21 protein-coding genes are annotated in these 20,404 nt (G+C 68.4%); 11 read left to right on the top strand and 10 right to left on the bottom strand.

Annotated elements, in window-relative coordinates; genetic code table 11:
• The first annotated feature begins 31 nt into the window (after positions 1–31).
• Positions 32–658: a hypothetical protein gene (locus tag ACZ5YA_RS01565; protein WP_464091909.1), complete on the top strand. Its 627-nt coding sequence runs from the start codon at positions 32–34 to the stop codon at positions 656–658.
• 11 nt (positions 659–669) lie between these two features.
• On the opposite strand, the gene ACZ5YA_RS01560 is transcribed toward ACZ5YA_RS01565, so the two are convergent.
• The 7 genes from ACZ5YA_RS01560 to ACZ5YA_RS01530 all read right to left on the bottom strand — a co-directional run bounded on the left by ACZ5YA_RS01560 (position 670) and on the right by ACZ5YA_RS01530 (position 7,283).
• Positions 670–987, bottom strand: coding sequence for a hypothetical protein (locus ACZ5YA_RS01560; RefSeq protein ID WP_251880724.1), 318 nt, complete (start codon positions 985–987; stop codon positions 670–672).
• Positions 988–1,079: 92 nt separating this feature from the next.
• Positions 1,080–1,976: a SphA family protein gene (locus tag ACZ5YA_RS01555; protein WP_251880725.1), complete on the bottom strand. Its 897-nt coding sequence runs from the start codon at positions 1,974–1,976 to the stop codon at positions 1,080–1,082.
• Positions 1,973–3,583 carry a phytoene desaturase family protein gene (locus ACZ5YA_RS01550; protein WP_464091908.1) on the bottom strand — a complete coding sequence of 537 codons (1,611 nt, stop codon included), beginning with the start codon at positions 3,581–3,583 and terminating at the stop codon, positions 1,973–1,975. The genes ACZ5YA_RS01555 and ACZ5YA_RS01550 overlap by 4 nt, the downstream gene beginning before the upstream one ends.
• A gap of 25 nt (positions 3,584–3,608) precedes the next feature.
• Positions 3,609–4,136, bottom strand: a complete 528-nt coding sequence (locus ACZ5YA_RS01545; RefSeq protein WP_059379363.1) for a flavin reductase family protein — start codon at positions 4,134–4,136, stop codon at positions 3,609–3,611.
• Entirely contained in the window at positions 4,133–5,374 is a 1,242-nt protein-coding gene (locus ACZ5YA_RS01540; RefSeq protein WP_059379362.1) for a styrene monooxygenase/indole monooxygenase family protein, read from the bottom strand. The genes ACZ5YA_RS01545 and ACZ5YA_RS01540 overlap by 4 nt, the downstream gene beginning before the upstream one ends.
• Before the next feature lie 20 nt (positions 5,375–5,394).
• Positions 5,395–6,183: an SDR family oxidoreductase gene (locus ACZ5YA_RS01535; RefSeq protein ID WP_059379361.1), complete on the bottom strand. Its 789-nt coding sequence runs from the start codon at positions 6,181–6,183 to the stop codon at positions 5,395–5,397.
• A gap of 179 nt (positions 6,184–6,362) precedes the next feature.
• Entirely contained in the window at positions 6,363–7,283 is a 921-nt protein-coding gene (locus ACZ5YA_RS01530) for a LysR family transcriptional regulator (protein ID WP_464091907.1), read from the bottom strand.
• A gap of 125 nt (positions 7,284–7,408) precedes the next feature.
• Here ACZ5YA_RS01530 and ACZ5YA_RS01525 point away from each other — a divergent pair, with 125 nt between their 5' ends.
• Genes ACZ5YA_RS01525 through ACZ5YA_RS01515 form a run of 3 tightly spaced genes read left to right on the top strand, consistent with a single transcriptional unit; the run spans position 7,409 to position 9,943 of the window.
• The gene (locus ACZ5YA_RS01525) at positions 7,409–8,317 is read left to right on the top strand and encodes an NAD(P)-dependent oxidoreductase (protein ID WP_306633034.1); all 909 of its coding nucleotides are present in this window, start codon (positions 7,409–7,411) and stop codon (positions 8,315–8,317) included.
• A 42-nt stretch (positions 8,318–8,359) separates the two neighbouring features.
• The gene (locus ACZ5YA_RS01520) at positions 8,360–9,325 is read left to right on the top strand and encodes a Bug family tripartite tricarboxylate transporter substrate binding protein (RefSeq protein ID WP_464091906.1); all 966 of its coding nucleotides are present in this window, start codon (positions 8,360–8,362) and stop codon (positions 9,323–9,325) included.
• Positions 9,326–9,361: 36 nt separating this feature from the next.
• Entirely contained in the window at positions 9,362–9,943 is a 582-nt protein-coding gene (locus ACZ5YA_RS01515) for an amino acid synthesis family protein (RefSeq protein ID WP_251880734.1), read from the top strand.
• A 6-nt stretch (positions 9,944–9,949) separates the two neighbouring features.
• On the opposite strand, the gene ACZ5YA_RS01510 is transcribed toward ACZ5YA_RS01515, so the two are convergent.
• Positions 9,950–10,639, bottom strand: coding sequence for a FadR/GntR family transcriptional regulator (locus tag ACZ5YA_RS01510; protein WP_173142751.1), 690 nt, complete (start codon positions 10,637–10,639; stop codon positions 9,950–9,952).
• Between the two features lie 174 nt (positions 10,640–10,813).
• Between ACZ5YA_RS01510 and ACZ5YA_RS01505 the strand changes: the two genes are divergently transcribed.
• The 7 genes from ACZ5YA_RS01505 to ACZ5YA_RS01475 all read left to right on the top strand — a co-directional run bounded on the left by ACZ5YA_RS01505 (position 10,814) and on the right by ACZ5YA_RS01475 (position 17,710).
• Positions 10,814–12,385, top strand: a complete 1,572-nt coding sequence (locus ACZ5YA_RS01505; protein ID WP_280014963.1) for an amidase — start codon at positions 10,814–10,816, stop codon at positions 12,383–12,385.
• A gap of 168 nt (positions 12,386–12,553) precedes the next feature.
• Positions 12,554–13,759 carry an ABC transporter substrate-binding protein gene (locus ACZ5YA_RS01500; RefSeq protein WP_059379355.1) on the top strand — a complete coding sequence of 402 codons (1,206 nt, stop codon included), beginning with the start codon at positions 12,554–12,556 and terminating at the stop codon, positions 13,757–13,759.
• 116 nt (positions 13,760–13,875) lie between these two features.
• The gene (locus ACZ5YA_RS01495; protein WP_059379354.1) at positions 13,876–14,766 is read left to right on the top strand and encodes a branched-chain amino acid ABC transporter permease; all 891 of its coding nucleotides are present in this window, start codon (positions 13,876–13,878) and stop codon (positions 14,764–14,766) included.
• Positions 14,767–14,768: 2 nt separating this feature from the next.
• Complete coding sequence (locus ACZ5YA_RS01490) at positions 14,769–15,749, top strand: branched-chain amino acid ABC transporter permease (protein ID WP_251880737.1); 981 nt, start codon at positions 14,769–14,771, stop codon at positions 15,747–15,749.
• Positions 15,749–16,486, top strand: coding sequence for an ABC transporter ATP-binding protein (locus ACZ5YA_RS01485; protein ID WP_251880738.1), 738 nt, complete (start codon positions 15,749–15,751; stop codon positions 16,484–16,486). Before ACZ5YA_RS01490 ends, ACZ5YA_RS01485 begins: the two co-directional genes overlap by 1 nt.
• A complete protein-coding gene (locus ACZ5YA_RS01480; protein ID WP_059379352.1) occupies positions 16,479–17,213 on the top strand; it encodes an ABC transporter ATP-binding protein in 735 nt (244 codons plus the stop codon). Before ACZ5YA_RS01485 ends, ACZ5YA_RS01480 begins: the two co-directional genes overlap by 8 nt.
• The gene (locus ACZ5YA_RS01475; protein WP_464091905.1) at positions 17,213–17,710 is read left to right on the top strand and encodes an ureidoglycolate lyase; all 498 of its coding nucleotides are present in this window, start codon (positions 17,213–17,215) and stop codon (positions 17,708–17,710) included. The genes ACZ5YA_RS01480 and ACZ5YA_RS01475 overlap by 1 nt, the downstream gene beginning before the upstream one ends.
• A gap of 1 nt (position 17,711) precedes the next feature.
• Here ACZ5YA_RS01475 and ACZ5YA_RS01470 read toward each other — a convergent pair whose 3' ends face one another.
• Together ACZ5YA_RS01470 and ACZ5YA_RS01465 are read right to left on the bottom strand one after the other, a co-directional pair.
• A complete protein-coding gene (locus tag ACZ5YA_RS01470; protein ID WP_059379350.1) occupies positions 17,712–18,341 on the bottom strand; it encodes a class I SAM-dependent DNA methyltransferase in 630 nt (209 codons plus the stop codon).
• 166 nt (positions 18,342–18,507) lie between these two features.
• The gene (locus tag ACZ5YA_RS01465; RefSeq protein WP_059379349.1) at positions 18,508–20,364 is read right to left on the bottom strand and encodes a phosphoenolpyruvate carboxykinase (GTP); all 1,857 of its coding nucleotides are present in this window, start codon (positions 20,362–20,364) and stop codon (positions 18,508–18,510) included.
• Between the last annotated feature and the right edge of the window lie 40 nt (positions 20,365–20,404).

The following is a 20,404-nucleotide window of genomic DNA, read 5'->3' as shown; positions in this document are numbered from 1 at the left end:
CGGTCCGGCGCAGCCCCTGCAAGGAAACGCGATGAAAACACTGAAAAGCAGTCTTCTTCTTTGCGTGTCGCTGGTCATGAGCCCAGCATCTGCCGGGGAGGATGCCGAGATGAAGGCGTTCGAGGCTTCGAGTGACGCCTTGCGCTCGGGCGAGGCAAACGCCAAGGCCAGGCGCGCGGCCGTGGATGGCTTGTCACCCCGCCTGCAGAAACTCTCGCAAGGCCAGCGGGCCGCCTCGCACATCGCAGCTGCTGGCGCCTGCGCCGTCGAGGTTCCAAGCGCGGACCTCGATAAACTGTCGTCGCTGGCAACGGCGGAAGCGATCCTGGACAAGCCACTCTCTCAGGCGCCCCTGGATGGAAGAAAGCTTGCGCTCCTGACGATGGATGCCGTGGGCACTGAAGAAGCGGTCGCGGCGGCAAACAAGCGTCAAGTACGTCTGGGAAAATTGGCTCAGGCCGAGCGCGACTGGGTCTCCCGGATACGGGTCGAGGTAAAAAAGATCAATCCCAAAGGCGAACCCAGCGACTGCCGCTATCTACGCGCGCAGATCGATGACCTGCTGGAAAAAGCCGATAGCGACGACTCGCTGGTCAAGGCCGAAGTCATCCTGTTGGCCGTAGCGGAGATCGAACGGCGAAACAGGTCTGCACGCTGAACGCCCCGGGCCTACGGCTGTTCAATCCACGGCGCCATCGCCTCGTCCCGGCTCCAGTGACGCCAGCCGTACCGGTAAGCGTGCTGCAAATAGGGTCCGCGCAGGATTCGAGGCTCACTGTCCGTGGCCTGTTCCGTGCCGAGCAAGTGCAGAACCTGGGCCCAGTCCGCCAGCCCGCCCCGGGCGCCGCGCAATGCCGCATCCGCAAGCCGTCCGGCCTCTTCGACAGATTCCGCCCGCACCAGGAAGCAGGTATCCGCGCCATCCGGACCACCTGTGTACGGGTCCTCGGATTCGTTGCCCCAGCGTATCGCTTCGTACAGATTCATGTCCCTGCCCCGTCCCGTCGACAGCGCAACGATACCAGCAGAACAGCCCTGCAGAGAACGACAGCCAGGGCCTTCCAGTGCTGCCGCCAGACCTAGAACGGTATCCCCAGCTTCACATACAGCTGCGCCCCTTCGGGCCGGTTCTTGACCTTGAAATCCTGCTGCCACTTCGCAGTAAACAGCCAACCCTTTTCGTTCATGTACCGCACCGATGGACCGAAGCCGAAAGCCCGGGCGCGGCCGGCGGCGCTGTTGGGGCCGCTGTCGTCCGTGACCTGCTGGAAGGCGTAGCCGCCCACCCCCAGCACCCAGCCTTTGCCCACGCCCCAGCCCAGCGCGTAGTCGGCGTGCAGGGCCTGGCCCGAGCGCGTGTCAGTGGCGGAATTGGTGAAGTTGAAGTCGTACATGACTTTCAGGTCGGCGTTGAAACCGTCCGGACTGATGCGGCTCAATGCGAACACCGGCTGCGCGGTCCAGTAGTTCTTGCCCAGGCTGGACGGGTCCTTGCGGTCGTACTCGCCGGTGGGTGCGTACATGTCCAGCCCCACTACGTAATGCAGGCTTTCGGACGGGTGATAACCCAGCGCCACGCCCAGCGTCATGTCGCCCAGGCCGGTGCTGCGGTTGCGCTGTCCGGCCGCCTTGGCGGTCACATCCAGCAGCGGCGCGATGGCGTGGAAGGCCAGCTGTCCGCCCATGACCTGCTGTTGCGTGACCCAGATCAGGCGCGGGGCCAGCACGTTGACGTCCACCTTGAAGCCGGGCACCGGCACGCGCTGGCCGTCATTGCCTCGCAGCGTGTCGTAGCGCGCCCCGCCAGCATAGACCAGCATGTGCACGCCCGGCGGCGGCAGCGCGCCCGACATGAAGTTTTCCAGGCCGTCCGGGTAGATGCCCAGGCCGCCGCCCTCGGTGGCCTGGGCCCCCGCGCTGGCCAGCGCCAATGCCAAGGCGCTGGCCAGCCGCCGGAGTTTCAGGTGTCCGTTCATGTTCCCCTCCTGCCTATTTGTTGTGCGACGAGATAGCCGGAGCCGCCGCCCAGGCCGGGGCCCGGGTGGGTGGCGGCGCCGATGTGAAAGAGATTGCGCAGCGGCGTGCGGTGGCCGCGCGCGCCCTGGCCGCCGGCAAAGGGCCGCAGCCAGAAGAACTGGTCGGGCGAACACACGCCCGAGTAGGGATCGCCGCCCACCAGATTGCAGTTCAGCCCTTCCAGGTCCGCCGGCGAGTACGCGCGCCGGCCGACGATGCGCCGCGCCAGGCCTGGCATCACGCGCTCCATGCGCGCCTGCACCCGGTCGGCCATCGCCTCGCGCAAGGCCTCGTTCCAGCGGCCGTCGGCGGGCGCGGTCAGCTCGCCCGCGGCATCGCCCTTGATCCGCGCCGGCAGTTCCTGCATCTGCACCCACAGGATCCAGCCGCCGGGCGGCGCGCGCGTGGGGTCGACCGCGACGGGCTGGCCGATGGCCAGCGTGGGACGCGCGGGCAGCAGGCCGTTGTTGGCCTCGGTCACCGAGGCGCAGACCTGCTCCATGCTCTCGGTCAGGTGCACCAGCGGCACGTAGCGCAGCTCCGGCGTCAGCCAGTCCGGCGGCGCGTTCAGCGCAAAATGGATCTGCATGCCGCCGCGGCCGTAGCGATAGCCGGCGGCGCGTTCGCGCACGGCGGGTGGCGCATCGGGCAGCAACCGCCCGTACAACTGGCCGGGCGTCACGTTGCAGACCACGGCTTCTGTCGCGCGATACTCGCGTCCACCCGCCAGCACGCCCACCGCACGGCGCCGCTTGCCCTGGCCGCTAGTGATGACGCGTTCGACCTCGACGCCAGTCTGCCAGTGGCCGCCGTGCCGTTCGATGACGGCGGCCAGCGCGTCCACCACGCCGCTGCCGCCGCCCTTGACCACCGGCATGCCGCCGGCCACCACCGCGGCGAAAGTCAGCTTGCCGATCAGCGCGGAACAGGCGTCGTCCGGACCCAGGCCGGTGTGCAGCACCCAGGGCGCGATCAGCGCGCGCGCGGCATCCGACTGCAGCGCGCGTTCGGACCAGCGGCGAAAGCTCTCCATCGAGTCGGCGGCAAAGGCCGCCAGGCCGTCCATGCCGCGCTTGCGCCATTCGCCGAACAGCAGTTTGAGCATGCCCGCGCCGTAGGGGTTCTGCCCCAGCAGGCCGAAGGTCAGCGCCGCGTCCTCGCCGAACAGGCGCTGCGCCATCGCACCGAAGGCCGCGCCGTCGCCGGGCGCCCAGGCATCCAGCCGCCGCGCGCTGTCCGCCACGTCCTGCTTCAAGGCCAGGCCCGAGCCGTCGGGCAGCACCAACCCGGTGGCGTACTCGCCCTGCATGAATTCCAGCCCGGCCTCGTGCAGCGCGGGCTTGAGCGCCGCGTAGGCCGGGCTGCCCATGAACAGCGGATACCAGCAGGACAGCACGTCGTGGCGGTAGCCGGGGAACAGCTCCTCGGTGCGGATGCAGCCGCCCAGCCTGTCGTTGCGTTCCAGCACCAGCACGGACTTGCCGCGCTGCGCCAGCAAGGCGGCGCAGACCAGCGAATTCATGCCGCTGCCGACGATGATGACCTGCGCCTCTGACTCCAGGGGCATGATGCGCTCCGATGAAAGTGGGCCGCTACGCGGCGGTCAGCGCGGTAAAGCGCCCGGCATGGAACACCAGGGGCGTGGCCGCCACGCTGGCCACGCGTAGCACCCGGCCGAACAACAGCAGATGGTCGCCCGCGGGGCTTTGCTGGTCGTTGGCGCAGACCAGGGTGGCCACCGCCCCTTCGATGGCGGGCACGCCTTCGGGCACATCGTGCACGGGCGCCCCCGCGAACTTGTCCGGCACCGCGGAACTGGCAAAGCGCATTGCCAACTCTTCCTGGCCGCAGGCCAGAACGCTGATGGTGAAGTGGCTGCAATCGCGGAACGCCGCCAGGTTGGGCGAATGGTTCACCAGGCTCCACAACACCAGCGGCGGGTCCAGCGACAGCGAGGCGAAGGAGTTGATGGTGAGCCCGACCCGGCGGCCGTCCGGACAGCGCGTGGCGACGATGGCCACGCCGGTCGGATAGCTGCCGAGCACGCCGCGCAGGACCTTGGGGTGCAGATCGGTGCAGCCCCAGTCCAGGGGCAGGCCCGCCGCGCAATCGGGCTTCATGCCGCCGCCCGCGCCGGCTGCGCCGCGATGAAGGCTTCGCAGGCCGTGGCGTCGCCCCACCAGGGGTACAGCGACGGCGGATGGTTGAAGCCGTTGGCGATGGTACTGGCGATCGCCGGCGTGTGGTCCGCGGCCTGCAGCAGCTTGAGCAGGTGAGGCGGCGGCGGCAACAACATCGAATTGGTCCATTCCACCACCGCGCCCGCGTAGTCCCAGAAACGCTCGAAGGTGCGCTGCATCCATTCCGCCGTGAAGGTGGCGTCGCCATGCGACAGGATCGCGTCCAGGTACACGGCGCAGGCCTTGGTGGCGTTGTTAGAGCCCTGCCCCGTGATCGGGTCGTTGGTCACCACCGCATCGCCCAGGCCGAACACCAGCCGGCCCGACGGCAAGGTCAGCACCGGCTTGCGCACCGTGGGCGCGAAGCTGCCGGCCAGGATGCCGTTGGCGTCGGTCAGCTCCACCGCGCTGCAGCGCTCGGCCTCCCAGGGCAGATAGGCGTGCAGGATATGCAGGCTTTGCGCCAGATGCTCCTGCGGCGACTTGATGTCGCGCCAGCAATCCATCGGACCACCGGGTACGCCTTCGAACACCATGATCTCGCAGGGACCGCTGACGGTCAGCGCCGGGAACACGAAGTACTCGCCCACGCCCGGAATCAGGTTGAAGGCGACGCGCGAATGCTCCGGCGCCGGGCGCATGCCGTGCACATAGGTCAGCGCCAGCGCGCGCTGCGGCCGGTCAAAGCGCGAGCGCAGCGCATCGCGCTCGAACAGCTTGACCACCTCGCCCTTGCCCGCGGCCAGCAACACCAGGTCGTGCGAGGCCGCCAGCAATTCGAGTTCGGCCACGCCGCCGTCCTGGATCAGCAGCCGGCCGCCGCGCGCGGCGAACAGTTCCATCCAGGCCGGCATCTTGATGCGCTGGTCCACCGCCTGCGCGGGACGGTCCAGGCGCGCGACCCAATCGATCAGCTTGTGGCCGGGCCGCTCAGGATGCGGTATCGCCAGGCCGATGCCGTCGACGGTCGGACAGTCGGCCTCCCACTGGTTCAAACCCAGGTCACGCTCGACCTGCAGCGAGGCATCGAACATGCACTGGCTGGACATCACTTTGCCGCGCCGGATATCGTCCGGCTCGCGGTTGGTGACGACAGTCACTTCATACCCTTTGTCCAGCAGTCCCAACGCCAGGGGCAGGCCGGCCTGCCCTCCACCCACGATCGCGATTCGACGCATGTCTGTTCTCCTTTGTATGGCTAGGCGGCCAGGCGCGGAATCGCGGGCTTGGCCTGTTCGGGGCCCATGGCGGAATAGCCGCCGTCCACCGCGTAGTCGGCGCCGGTGACGAAGCTGGCATGGTCTGAAAGCAGGAAGGCAACCACCTCTGCCACTTCGGCCGGATCGCCGGCGCGGCCCAGCAGGTGGTAGTCCGCGGCCACCCGGTCGGTCTTGGCGCGGTCGCCCTGCGTCAGCTCGTCCATCACGCGCGACCAGGTCCAGCCTGGCGACACGGAGTTGACGCGTATGCCGTCGGCGGCATAGTCCATCGCCATGTTGCGGGTGACCTGCAGCAGCGCCGCCTTGGACACCGGATAGAGCCAGCGTCCGGTCTGCGCGACGCGCGAGGAGATGCTGGTGAAATTGACGATGGCCCCGCCGCCGGCGGCAAGCAGATGCGGATGGACCGCGCGCGCGGCCATCACGGCGCTGACCACGTTCACGTCGAGCGCGCGCAGCCAGTCGGCGCGGCCCGATGCGGCGCCGTCGTCCAGGTAGGTCGCGGCCAGGTTGACGAGAAAATCGATGCGGCCGAAATGCGCCGCGGCATCGGCCACGCCGCGCTCCAGTTGCGCGTCCTCCGCGATGTCCACCGGCCAGAAGCGCGTGCCGGCCGGATCGGCGGCGGCCACGCGTTCGCCGCCGGCCGCGTCGATATCGAACAGCGCCACGCGCACGCCGTAGGCGCGCAGCGCGGCGACCACGCCCGCGCCGATCAGCGTGGCGCCGCCGGTCACGATGGCCACTTTATTGTCCAGACCCTTCATCGCATCACCTCACCGTTGGCTGATTGAGTGAGGCGAATACTGGCGCCGCGCGCCGCGGCCGCGTTAGCCGGATCCGGCCGACGCTATCCGCAAACTGCGCTTATTCGAGGCAAGCTTGCGCCAGGTCCAACAGGCGTGTCCGGAAAATGCGCCGGCTGTCCGTTCCCTGCGGATGCCGGCTACGCCGCCGGCCGGGCGCGGCCCGGCTTGCGCGAGGTCCGCGCGTGCTCTTTGATCAGGCGCACGAAGCGCTGCACCTGGCGGCCGGGGCGCTCGAAGCGCGAACGCACCAGGCTCAGCGACAGCGGGATGGACTCGCGCAGCGGCCGCGTCACCACGCCGGGCCAGCCCTGCTGCCCGACCGAGAACTCGTCGACGATGGCCACGCCCGCACCCACCCGCACCAGGGCGCAGGCCAGTTCGGCGCGCACGATTTCCACGGCCGGATTCCAGCTTACGCCGGCACGCTGGAAGGCCGCGGCCACCAACTGTCCGAACGGGATGTTGCGGTTGTAGAGGATCAGCCGGCACTCGGCCAGCTCGGCCAGGCTGACCGCCCGCCTTGCGGCCAGGGCATGGCCTTGCGGCAGGATGCAAACCATCTCGCCGGTGGCCAGCGGCTCGACCACCAGGTTGGGATGGTCTATCGGCAGCACCGACACGGCCAGTTCCGCCTTGCGTCCCAACAGTTCGTGCGCCATGTCGGACAGCAGCGTGGTGTGGAACTTGAGCCTGACGTCGGGGTACAGCTCCATGTACTGCGCGATCACGGGCGGCACGAAGTTCAACGCCAGGCTGGGGCTGGAACACAGGGTCAACGCGCCCTCCGGCCGCTCGGCCAGGTCCCGCGCCAGTTCGTCGATGCGCAGGGCTTCGTCGAACAACGGCCCCACCTCCTGGAACAGGCGCTGCGCTTCAGGGGTGGGCGTGAGCTTGCCCTTGTCGCGTTCGAACAGTTGCAGGCCCAGGCTTTGCTCGGTATGGGCGATGAGGCGGCTGACCGCGGGCTGCGACACGAACAGCAGCTTGGCCGCACCGTTCATGGAACCGGTCAGCATCACCGCCCGGAACGCTTCCATCTGCCTGAGCTTGAATCGCATGGCTGATCCGATAATCGTTTGTTATAACCCCTGGCCAACTTAGCATAAGCGCTGAAATCACGCATTCATTAGCATCCCAGATGGCTCCTGGCGCGCTTTCCAGGACGATTCGATAAAGGGAATGCATGACACTCACAGTAGGTTTCGTGGGCCTGGGCATGATGGGCCTGCCCATGCTGGAAAACCTCGCCCGCGGCGAGGAGCGCTACAACATCCTGGCGTATGACCGCGACCCCGCGCGCCTGGAGCGCCTGGCGGACCACCCCGCCTGGAACCAGACGCTCAAACCGGCCGCCGGCCTGCAGGCGCTGGCCGCCTGCGACGTGGTCATCACCATGCTGCCCGACAGCGCCGTCACCAACGCGGTGATCGAAGGCGAACACGGACTGGCGGGCGTGATGCGCCCCGGCTCCGTGCTGCTGGACATGGGTTCGTCCAACCCGGCCGAAACGCTGCGGCTGGCGCCGCTGTTGCGCGCGGCGGGCGTGACCCTCATCGATGCCCCGGTGTCGGGCGCGGTGGCCAAGGCGGCCGCCGGCACCCTGGCCATCATGGTGGGCGCCGATGCCGACGGCCTGGCGCGCGTGCGCCCGCTGCTCTCGCGCATGGGCGCTTCGCTCATCCACACCGGCGCCGTGGGTTCCGCCCATGCCATGAAGGCGCTGAACAACTACGTCTACGCGGCCGGCCTGCTGGCGGCCAGCGAAGCGCTCCTGATCGCGCAGCGCATGGACCTGGACCTGGAGGTGTTCACCGACGTGCTCAACGCCTCCAGCGGCCGCAACGTCGCCACCGAAACCAAGCTGCGCCAGTTCATCGTGCCCGGCAGCTACAACGGCGGCTTTGCCCTGGCGTTGATGGCCAAGGACCTGCGCACCGCCGATGCGCTGCAGACCCTGGCCGGCGTTCCGGCCTCGCAGCTGTCGCTGTGCACGGCCCTGTGGCAGCGCGCGCTTGCCGACATGCCCGCCGGCGTCGACAACACCGAAATCCACCGCTACCTGCAAGGCCTGGAAGCCCCGGCGCCGGCCTGAAGCGCCGGACTCCAACGATAACGAGATCCACAGGAGACAAGTATGAAACGATCCGCCGCCGCGCTTGCGCTGGCGCTGGTTCTGGGCGCGCCGCTCGCGCCCGCCGGCGCCGCGGGCTATCCCGACCACCCCATCCGCATGGTCGTGCCCTTTCCGCCAGGCAGCATCACCGACGTGGTGGCGCGCAGCCTGGGTAAGGCCATGGCCGACGATTTGGGCCAGCCGGTGGTGGTGGAGAACAAGCCCGGCGCCAACGGCATCATCGGCACCCACGACGTGGCCCGCGCCAAGCCCGACGGCTACACCCTGGTGGTGGTGGGCGTGTCCACGGCGGCCAGCGGCGTGAGCCTGTTCAAGGACCTGCCCTACAACCCCGCCACCGACCTCACGCCCATCGGCGCAGTCGCCGAAACGCCCTATCTGCTGGTGGGTTCGCCGCGCATGCCGGGCACCCAGGTATCCGATCTGTTTGCCTACGGCGCCCAGCATCCGGGCAAGCTGACCTATGCCTATGGCTCGGGCAGCGCGCAGGTGTTCGGCGCCAAGCTCGCGGCCATGGGCAAGATCAACGTCACGCCAGTGCCTTATCGCGGCGGTCCGCAGGCGCTCACCGACGTCATCGGCGGCACCGTCGACCTTACCTTCACCGATCTGGCCAACGGCCTGCAGCAGGCGCGCGCCGGCAAGGTCAAGACCTACGGCGTCAGCACCCCCGAACGCTTTCCGCTGGCCCCGGACATTCCCACGCTCAACGAAACCGGCGCCGCCGGCTTCGACCTGACCGTGTGGTTCGGCCTGATGGGTCCGGCCGGCCTGCCCGCGCCCGTGGTCGCACGCCTGTCGCAATCGCTGGACAACGCCCTGGCCAACGGCGAACTCAGGCAGACCTATGAACGCCAGGGCCTGAGCGTCAAGCAGCAGACGCCGGCCGAATTTGGCGGCTTCGTGCGCGCCGAGATCGACAAATGGGCCGCCATCGTCAAGGAAACCGGCATTCCGCCGCAATAGAACGCCCTCTTTCAACCGCTACCAGGAATTCCCCGCATGTCGCTGATCGATATCCGCAAACGCTGCCTCATCGTCGAGACCACGTATCACGAGAACGGCCCGGCCCCCGAACGCCCGCTCAAGCTGGCGGCGTCCTGCGCCGTCATCCGCAATCCCTACGCCGGCCGCTACGAACCGGACCTGATGCCCTTCATGGCGGAACTGCGCAGCCTGGGTACGCTGCTGGCGACCGAGCTGGTCGAGACGTTGGGCGGCAAGGACCAGATCGAGGTCTACAGCAAGGCCGCCATCGTCGGCCTGGATGGCGAAATGGAGCATGGCGCGGTCTGGCACGAGGCCGGCGGCTGGGCCATGCGCAGCGTGCTGGGCGAACCCAAAGCCATGGTGCCCGCCGTCAAGGCCGTGGCCGTGGCCGGCTACCGCATGATGGTGCCGGTGCACTACATCCACGCTTCGTATGTGCGCAGCCACTTCAACAGCATCGAGATCGGCATCCAGGATGCGCCGCGCGCCAACGAGATCCTGTTCGCCCTGGTCATGGGCACGGGCGGCCGGGTGCATTCGCGGCTGGGCGGACTGACCAAGCAAGCCGTGTCCGTGCACGACGGACAGCGCTAGGGAGACTCAGGCGCCCGGGATCGTCAGCGACAGGCCCGCGCGGTCGGCCACGTTGCAGATGTGGGCGCGCATGGCCCGGCGCGCGGCCTCGGCGGAACCGGTGGCCAGCGCGTCGATGATGGCCGCGTGTTCGTAGATGGGTTCGCGCACGCGCGCCGGATCGGCGAACGCGACCTGCCGGCTGCCGTCCACCACTTCGGCGATGTTCTCGGCCAGGTCCAGCAGCATGGGGCTGCCGGCGATCTCGTACAGGCAGGCGTGGAAGGCGCGGTCGCCTTCCGACATGGCCACCAGGTCGCCAGCGTCGGCGGCCTGCTCCATGTGCGTGATGGTGGCGCGCAGGCGGGCCAGCCCCGCCTGGGTGACGACGCCCGCGGCCAGGCCGGCGGCCAACTCCTCCAGCTGGTTGCGCACCAGATAGACGTCGCGCAAGGCATAGCGGCCCTGGAAGCGCCAGCGGCCGTAGGCGCTGCCCAGGCCTTTTTCGCCGGGCCGGGCGATGAACACGCCGCGGCCAGCTTCGCTGCGCAGCAGTCCCAGCCCTTCCAGCATGGTGATGGCCTCGCGCAGCGAGGCGCGGCTCACGCCCAGTTCCTCGGCCAGCTGGCGCTGCCCCGGCAGCTTGCCGGCCTCGGCCCAATCGCGCTGGCGGATGCGGGCCTGCAACTGCTGGGCTATGTGTTCGACGGTGTTCATCGCGGAATTCTCAAGGCAGGGGTGCGCGGCTACCGCCCGGTTTGGCGTTGACAGCCATATACTGCCTGGGCATTATGACATTCAACTGGTCTGACCGGTTAGGATAAAGCCGTACTGCAAAGCGCCCCGGCACGGCCGCGGGCCCCACGCACTCTCTCGTACATAGCGCCGCTCATGACCGACCTCTACGATCGATTTGCCCGCGCCGTCGACGCCATGGCCCGACTGGCTGACTACCCCTATTCCGAACGCCGCCAGGCCTGGCTGGACCGGCTGCGCGTCAATCTGCCCGAACTCACCGTGCTGGACTCGCTGGCGCCGGAAGCCGAGCTGGGCTACCTGGCGCCGCCGCCCGCCGCGCCCGCTGAACGGCTGCCCGCCGCGCAGGCCGGCCGCGGCGTCGCGGTGTCGCGCCACGCCCGCGGCATCGCCGCCATTGCCCGCGAATGCCGCGAGGACCCGGCGCGCGCCGCCGACGCCGCCCGCGCCGCGCTGGCCGCAGCCCGGCAGCAGGCCGGCCTGAATGCCTTCATCAGCCTGTCCGACACCCCGGCGCTGGACGGCGCCGCGGCCGCGGCCGCGCGCAGGCTGCGCGAAGGCGCGGCCATGCCGCTGATGGGCGTGCCGATCGCCGTCAAGGACCTGATGCAGGTCGCAGGCTTTCCCCAGACCAACGGCAGCGGCGGCCTGAAGCCGCCGCCCGCGTTGCACGATGCGCTGGCCGTGGCGCGGCTGCGCGAAGCCGGCGCGCTGGTGGTGGGCACGACCAACCTGCACGAGCTGGCCTACGGCATCACCAGCGAAAACCCGCATTACGGCTGGGTCGGCAATCCGCGCGGGGCGGGCTATACCGCGGGCGGCTCCAGCGGCGGCTCGGCCGCGGCGGTGGCCGCCGGCATCGTCCGCGTGGCCATCGGCACCGACACCGCAGGGTCCATCCGCATCCCCGCCGCCTGCTGCGGCGTGGTCGGCTTCAAACCCACCTTCGACGCCATTTCGCGCGAGGGCGCGCAGGCGCTGGGCGCCAGCCTGGACCACCTGGGTCCCATTGCCGCCAGCGTGGCGGATGCCGCCCTGGCCTATTCGATCATGTCGGGCCAGGCCGAACGCACCGTCAGCGCCGGTGCGCTGACGGGCCTGCGCGTGGGCGTGCCGCGCAATTACTTCTACGACCCGCTGGCCGAGGACGTGGCGCAGGCAGTCGACCATGCGCTGGCGCGGATGCAGGCCGACGGCGCCACGCTGGTGCCGCTGGACCTGCCCGGCGTCGAGCACAGCGCGGCGCTGCAATTCGCCACCCTGTGCAGCGAAGCCACCGACATCCACTGGCGCCGGCTGGTCGACCAGCCCGAGACGCTGGGCGACGACGTGCGCGTGCGCCTGGAGATCGGCCAGTTCTTCCCTGCCACCTGGTACACGCGGGCGCAGCGCGGCCGCGCCGCGCTGGCGCGCATGTTCGACCAGGCGATGCAGTCGGTGGACGTGCTGGTCACCCCCACGCTGCGCATCGAGCCGCCGCGCTCCGGCGCCGGCGCGGTCACCATCGGGGGCCGCGAAGTGCCGCTGCACACCGCCGTCACGGGCCTCACCATGCCCTTCAACCTGACCGGCATGCCGGCGTTGACGCTGCCCTGCGGCAGCGGCCGCAACGGCTTGCCGCTGGGCTTGCAGATCGCCGGTGCGCGCGGCGCCGATTGGCGCGTGCTGAACACCGCCGCCCGCGTGGAAAGCCTGCTGGCGGCCTGACGCCGCCGCCGGGGCCGGCGCCATCGCCGGCCACGGTCTCCATGCTGGTAAGCCCTAACTGGTCAGACCGGTACTACAAGATTACAAACAAGCAGAGTTCCCGCCCGCCGACGCCTCGCCCGCGCGAGCGACGGCATCGCCGTTGATCCTTTCCAAAAGGAAACCACGATGAAACTGCTCCGCTTAGCCGCAGCCGTATCCGCGGTCGTACTTGCCTCTGCCGCCCACGGCGCCGATCCTGTCGTCATCGGCGTGAGCATCGCGCAGTCCCCGCCCGGCTCGGTGGTGCAAGGCACCCAGGTGAAGGACGGCGTGGAAATCATCGCCAAGATGATCAACGACAAGGGCGGCGTGCTGGGCCGGCCGCTGAAGATCGTCTACGAAGACAACCAGGGCATTCCGGAAAAAGGCCGCGCGGCGGCCGAGAAACTGATCTCGCGCGACAAGGTCGTGGCCGTGACGGGCGGCCACCAAAGCTCGGTCTGTCTGGCCGAAATCGAAGTCGCGCACCGCTACAAGGTGCCCTACGTCAACACCAATTGCTGGTCCGACGACGTGCGCGCCAAGGGCTATCCGGAAGTCTTCAATCCGGCCAACTACAACACCCGCGTCTCCAGCGCCATGGCCGACACCATCGCGGCGCTGAAGGTCAAGAACGTGATCGCCTTCGCCGAGAACACCGACTACGGTATCGGCCAGGCCAAGCTGCTGGGCGAGTTCCTCAAGAAGGCCGCGCCGCAGACCCAGTACAAGTACGTGGCGCTGGACCGCGCTGGCAAGGACTTCACGCCGGCCGTGCTGCCGTTGCGCGCAAGCCCGCCGGACCTGGTGGTCAACATCATGCTGCCGCCGGCCGCCTACATCCTGATGAACCAGCTCTACGAACAAGGCGTGGCGCCCAGCGCCAAGACCTGGTTCTACGACGGCGCCGGCATCGCCGACTATCCGGACTTCTGGAAGAACGTGAAGGAAGCCGGCAAGTACATGCTGGCCTTCGGCCTTTACCACCCGCAGATGCCCATGCCGCAGATGGGCCTGGACGTGGCCGCCACTTACCAGAAGCAGGCCAAGACCGAACCCAATCGCCTGATCTTCCAGGCCGCGGACTCGGTGCTCCTGATCGCCCGCGCCATCGAAGAGGCCAAGTCCACCGACAGCGCCGCCATCATCAAGGCGCTGCAAGGCATGCAGTTCGAAGGCGTGCGCGGCAAGTTCGGGTTCTCGCAGCAGCCCGGCTACACCTACCAGCAGTGGGTCGACATTCCCTACGTCACCTATCAGCTGACCGAGGTGGACCAGCCACTGAGCAAGACCACGCTGATCCAGGCCACCGGCCAGCCGCTGCAGGTCGACAAGCTGGTCAAACCGAAATAGTGGCGCCCCCACGCTGCGTCTTCGGCTTGCTGCCCCGACAGCAAGAAGGCTGGATCGCCTCCACGCCGTGACCGCAACACGCGCCGGGGCCCCGCCCCGGCGCCAGGGAGAATCGAGTGCTGGCATTGGACCTGTTCGTCAACGGCCTGATCATCGGCCTGTACTACGCGCTGATGGCGGTCGGCCTGACCATGATCTTCGGCATCCTGAAGGTCGTGAACTTCGCCCATGGCGAGTTCTACATGATAGGCGCCTACACCTACACCCTGGTGTCGCTGGCCCTGGGCGTACCGCCCTGGCTGGCGCTGCCCGTGGCAGCCGCCGCTGGCGCGCTGCTGGGCTGGGCCACGGAACGCTGGCTGATGCGTCCGCTGTATGCGGGCTACGGCTCCTGGGGGCTGATGAAGGACGAGTACGCGGTGGTCGTTACCTTCGGCCTGTCGCTGCTGCTGATCAACCTGGTGGACAAGGTCGTGGGCCCCTACCCCATGCGCGGCCCGGCGCTGTCCGACGTGACGCGCATGGCGATCGGCCCCTTCATGATGAGCGGCCAGAAGCTGATCACCGCGGGCCTGTCCATCGTGCTGCTGATCGGGCTGGCGCTCTTCATCAAGCGCTCGCTGTGGGGCCGGCAGGTGCAGGCGGTGGCGCAGAACCGGCTGGGCGCCTCTATCGCCGGCATCGACACGGCGCGCGCCAGCAGCATCATCTTCATGGCCTCCGGCGTGCTGGCGGCGCTGGCCGGCGCGCTGCTGGCGCCGGTCATCAACCCGGCGCCGGACGTGGGCGCGTTTCCGGCGATCAAGTCCTATGTGATCGTGGTCATAGGCGGCATGGGCTCGATTCCCGGCAGCATCGTCGCGGCGCTGGCGCTGGGGGTGCTGGAGAGCTTCGGCGCGGTCTACCTGTCCTATGACTACCGCGACACCTTCGGCCTGGCCTTGCTGATCCTGATCCTGCTGTTCCGGCCCAAGGGCCTGTTCGGCGAACGCGCGCGGGAGGTCTGAACATGGATCCGCTGACCCATCCCAATCTGCTGCGCAACAAGCTGACCCAGGAAATGCGGCTGTCGCTGGCGTTCCTGGCCGTGCTGGCGCTGCTGCCGCTGGGCGTGTCCTCGCCGTACTGGCTGGGCGTGCTGATCGTCAGCATGTACTTCGCCATGCTGGCCTGCGGCTGGAACCTGCTGGCGGGCTATGCCGGCCAGTTCTCGCTGGCGCCGGCCGCCTTCGCCATGCTAGGCGGCTACACCACTGGTCTCCTGGCCTATCACTGGCAGGTGCCGCTGTGGCTGGGCCTGCCGCTGTCCGCGGTGGTGCCCGGACTGGTCGGCTTGGTGCTGGGCCGCATCGTGCTGCGTCTGTCCGGGCCCTACCTGGCGCTGACCACGCTGTCCTTCGCCGAGATCGTGCGCCTGGTGATCTACAACTCCATCGACTTCACGCGGGGCGACCAGGGTCTGCACGTGCCGGCGCTGCTGGAGAGCCGCGTGGGCAACTATTACCTGTTCCTGGCCGCGCTGGCGGCGGTGACGCTGCTGATCTTCCTGCTGCTGCGGGCGCGCCCGGGGCGCTTCCTGCAGGCCATCCGCGACGACGAGATCGGCGCGGCCAGCCGCGGCATCGACGTGGTGCGCTACAAGACGCTGGCCTTCCTGGTCAGCTGCGCCATCTGCGGCTTCGCCGGCGGCCTGTACGGCACCTTCGCGCAGCTGGTCAGTCCGGAACTCGGCATCGTGACGCAGACGGGCATGGTGATTGCCATGGTGGTGATCGGCGGCATGGGCACGCTGGTCGGGCCGCTCCTGGGCGCGGTGCTGGTGTACGTCGCGTCGGAACTGCTGCGCGACGCGGGCAACATCCAGATGATCGTATTCGCGCTGCTGGTCATCATCTTCGCGCGCTTCTTCCGCGAAGGGCTGTGGGGCCTGGCGCGCCGCGCCTTCCTGCGCCGATCCAGCGACGCCCGCGCCAGCGCCAGGGGGGCCTGATGCCACTGCTGCAGATATCCGGAATACAAAAACGCTTCGGCGGCCTGCTGGCCGTGAACGGCGCGGGCATGAACGTCGCCGACGGCGAGCTCCTGGGACTGATCGGCCCCAACGGCTCCGGCAAGACCACCCTGCTCAATGTGCTGTCCGGCCACCTGGCGGCGGACGCGGGACAGGTGCTGCTGGACGGCCGCAGCGTGATGGGCCTGAATCCCACGCGGCTGACGCGGCTGGGCGTGCTGCGCATGTTCCAGATGACCCGCGTCTTCAACCGGGTCAGCGCCTATGACAACCTGATCGTGTGCGGGCTGGCCATGGGCCTGGACGAAACGGCCGCAAGCCGCCGCGCGCTGGATCTGCTGGACGAGCTCAAGCTGGCCCACGTCATGCACCTGGACGCCGGACAGTTATCGGGCGGACAGAAGAAGCTGTTGGAGTTCGGCGCCTGCTTCATGGCGCAGCCGCGCATCGCGCTGCTGGACGAGCCCTTCGCCGCGGTGCATCCGGTCATGAAGGAAACCATGTCGGAATTCATCCGCCGCCGCAACCAGAGCGGCCAGACCTTCATCCTGGTCAGCCACGACATGCCGGTGGTGGTGGACTTGTGCCCGCGCTCGGTGTGCATGAACGCCGGCCGCGTGCTGGCCGACGGCCCCACGCAGCAGGTGCTGCGCGAACCCGCGGTGATCGAAGCCTATCTGGGCGAACCGGGACAAGAGGAGCAGGACCATGCCTGACACGCTGCTCGCCATGGAAGGCGTGACCGCGGGCTACATGGGCGACATCGACGTGCTGCGCAACGTCTCGCTCACGGTGCAGGCCGGCCGCATCAGCGGCCTGATCGGCCTGAACGGCGCGGGCAAGTCCACGCTGATGAAAGCCATCTGCGGCTTCCTGCGGCCCAAGTCCGGCCGCGTCACGCGCGCCGGGCGCGACATCTCGGGCCAGCCGCCGCACCGCATGATCGACGACGGCCTCTGGTACATCCCGCAGGAGTCCAGCCTGTTCCCCTACCTGACGGTGGAAGAGAACCTGCGCCTGCCGCTGGAAGGCCGGCGCAAGCGCTACGGCGACGTGCTGGAGCCGCGCTTCAAGGAAACGCTGGAGCGCTTTCCGGTGCTGAAGGAAAAGCTCAAGGACCAGGCCGGCAACCTGTCCGGCGGCCAGCAGAAATCGCTGGAATTCGCCAAGGCCTACATGGTGCAGCCGCAGGTCTGCCTGATCGACGAGCCCAGCATCGGCCTGGCGCCGCGCGTCGCGGCCGAAGTCTTCCAATGGATCCGCGCCTTCGCCGACGCCGGCATGGGCATCCTGCTGGTGGACCACAACGTGCGCCGGGTGGTGGCCATGTCCAACCACATCTACGTGCTGAGCCTGGGCGAGATCACCGCCTCGGGTTCGCCGGAGGACTTCGCCGGCGACCTGCACGAGCAGGTGCGCGAATGGCTGGGGATCAATTTCTGATGGCTGCCCGCACCCTGATCGCCCAGCCCCTGACACCCGAGACCTTCGCTCCCTATGGCGAGGTCGTCAGCAGCGCCGACCGCGCCGGCCGTTCCATCAACGCCGGCACCTCGCTGCGGGTGGAAATGGGCGAACCCGATCTGCTGGACGCGGAAGGCCGGCCTTCGCTATCGGTTTTCCGCGCGCAGGCGATCGCCCTGCCCTTTGCCGCGCGCATGCTGGAACGCCACAGGCTGGGCAGCCAGACCTTCCTGCCGCTGGCAGGCACGCCTTATGTGGTGCTGGTGGCACTGGGCGCGGAGGCGCCGGACCTGGCCACGCTGCGCGCCTTCATGGCGGGCGCGGGCGCGGGCATCACGCTGCGCAGGGATGTCTGGCACCACCCGCTGATGGCGCTGGCGGACGGCGAATTCGCCGTGCTGGAGCGCGCAGGCCCCACGGTGGATTGCGAAGTGATCGATCTGCCGGATGCGCCCTGGACCATCCAGGCCGCCTGAACTACACCGTACGCCGCCAGACGCTGGCCAGCCAGGGCTGTTGCTCGCGCGGCAGGCCCTGCGGCCGGTAGTAGTGTTCCAGCGCCTCGAAGCCGGCCGCCGTCAGCAGCGCGCTCCAGCCTTCCAGGTCATGGTAGGCGCCGTAGCGCCCACGGTTCCAGCCTTCCTGGTTGCCGCCGCGCGGGTTGGAGCTGAACAGCACGCCGCGCGGCTTGAGCGCGCCGTGCAAGGCGCGCAGCACCTGCGGCAGTTCCTGGCCAGGCACGTGGAACAAGGCGGCGTTGGCAAAGATGCCGTCGAAGCGCTCTGGCGGCAACGCCAGGCGCAGGAAGTCCTGCTGCCAGACCTCGCAGCCAGTGGCCTGCCGCGCCATCTCGACGAAGCGCGGCGTCCCGTCCAGACCGACCGGCCGGTGGCCCAGGGCCGCGAACGTTTTCAGGTCGCGGCCCGGCCCGCAGCCGAAATCCAGGATGTCGTAGGGAGGATCGCCTTCGATGTGGCGCAGAAGCGCCGCAATGTTCTGGCTGACGTCATGGTCGCGCGTGCCGGCCTCGAACGATTCCGCGTTCTCTTGGTAGTGCGCGACGGTCAGGGAGCTGATCTTGGCGAGGTCTTCGGCGTCGAGTTTCATGGGGTGATTGTGCCGCAAAAAACCGCATGCGGCCGTCGCCGGAAGCCGGCTCCGTACGGCTGTCTGGCAACCGGGCGGAGCCGTCTCAACCTGCGCAAGCTTCCCATGGAGTGTCAGACGCCGGCAGTGCGCCAGCGTCGGACACTCTCTCGACGCCCTGCCGGCCTCAGGCCGCCAGGCGGCCTTCGATGCTGGCCTTGGTGGCCGGCAGGTCTGCGGGCAGGCCCTGCTTGAGCTGGGCGAAGAGCTCCTGGTGCAATGCCAGTTCGTCGCGCCAGGCGGCGGCGTCGACCGACATGACCTGTTCGAACTTGTCCGGGCTGAACTCCAGGCCGGTCCAGTCGATGTCCTGGTAGCTCGGCGAAATGCCGAACACCTGGTCCACGCCCTTGGACTGGCCGTCGATGCGGCCCAGCATCCAGCGCAGCACGCGCATGTTGTCGCCGAACCCCGGCCAGACGAACTTGCCGTCCGGACCCTTGCGGAACCAGTTGACGCAGTAGATGCGCGGCAAGGTGGCGCCGGCGGCTTCCAGCTGCTTGCCCAGCTTCAGCCAGTGGCTGAAGTAGTCGCTCATGTTGTAGCCGCAGAACGGCAGCATGGCGAAGGGATCGCGGCGCACCACGCCCTGCTGGCCGGCAGCGGCGGCGGTGGTTTCCGAGCCCATGGTGGCGGCCATGTAGACGCCTTCGACCCAGTTGCGGGCTTCGGTGACCAGCGGCACGGTGGTGGAGCGGCGACCGCCGAAGATGAAGGCGTCGATGACCACGCCTTCGGGGTTTTCCCATTCGGGGTCGATGGACGGGCATTGCGCGGCCGGCGCGGTGAAGCGCGCGTTCGGGTGCGCGGCCTTGCGGCCGGTTTCGCGCGCGATGGCGGGCGTCCAGTCCTGGCCCTGCCAGTCGATCAGGTGCGCCGGCGGTTCGTCCGTCATGCCTTCCCACCAGACGTCGCCGTCATCGGTGAGCGCCACGTTGGTAAAGATGACGTTGGCCTTGAGCGTGGCCATGGCGTTGAAGTTGGTCTGCTCGCTGGTGCCCGGGGCCACGCCGAAGTAGCCGGCTTCCGGGTTGATGGCGTGCAGGCGGCCGTCCTTGCCGGGCTTGATCCAGGCGATGTCGTCGCCGATGGTGGTGACCTTCCAGCCGTCCATGCCTTGCGGCGGGATCAGCATGGCGAAGTTGGTCTTGCCGCAGGCCGACGGGAACGCGGCTGCCACGTGATACTTGCGGCCCTTGGGCGAGGTCACGCCCAGGATCAGCATGTGTTCGGCCAGCCAGCCCTGGTCGCGGCCCATGGTGGAGGCGATGCGCAGCGCGAAGCACTTCTTGCCCAGCAGCGCGTTGCCGCCGTAGCCCGAGCCGAAGCTCCAGATTTCGCGGGTCTTGGGGAAATGGACGATGTACTTGGTCGGGTTGCACGGCCAGGCCACGTCGGCCTCGCCTGCGGCCAGCGGTTTGCCCACCGAATGGACACAGGGCACGAAGTCGCCGTCGGCGCCCAGCACGTCATAAACCTGCTTGCCCATGCGCGTCATGATGCGCATGTTCACGGCCACGTAGGGGCTGTCGGACAGTTCCACGCCGATGTGGGCGATGTCCGAACCCAGCGGACCCATCGAGAACGGCACGACATACAGCGTGCGGCCGCGCATGGCGCCGTCGAACAGGCCGTTGAGCGTCTCGCGCATGGCGGCGGGCTCGGCCCAGTTGTTGGTCGGGCCGGCGTCCTCGGCGCGATCGGAGCAAATGAAGGTGCGGTCCTCCACGCGGGCGACGTCGGAAGGATCCGAGCACGCCAGGAAGGAATTAGGCCGCTTGGCGGGGTTCAGCCTGCGCATCGTGCCCGCCTGGACCATCTGTTCGCACAGCCGGTCATATTCTTCCTGGGAACCGTCGCACCAGACGACCTGGTCCGGCTTGGCCAGCGCCACAAAGCTGGCGACCCAGTCGATCAGGCCGCGGTGCTTCACATAGGCAGGCACGTTCAAGGCTGCCAATCCCCCATCCAAAGGCTTATTCATCGGGGTTTATCTCCATACTAGTAAGGCTAATGGTGATACG

This window comes from Achromobacter sp. JCM 18799 (assembly GCF_055395645.1).
Note: the sequence above shows the minus strand (reverse complement) of the source record. Positions and strands in the feature narration are given on the sequence as shown.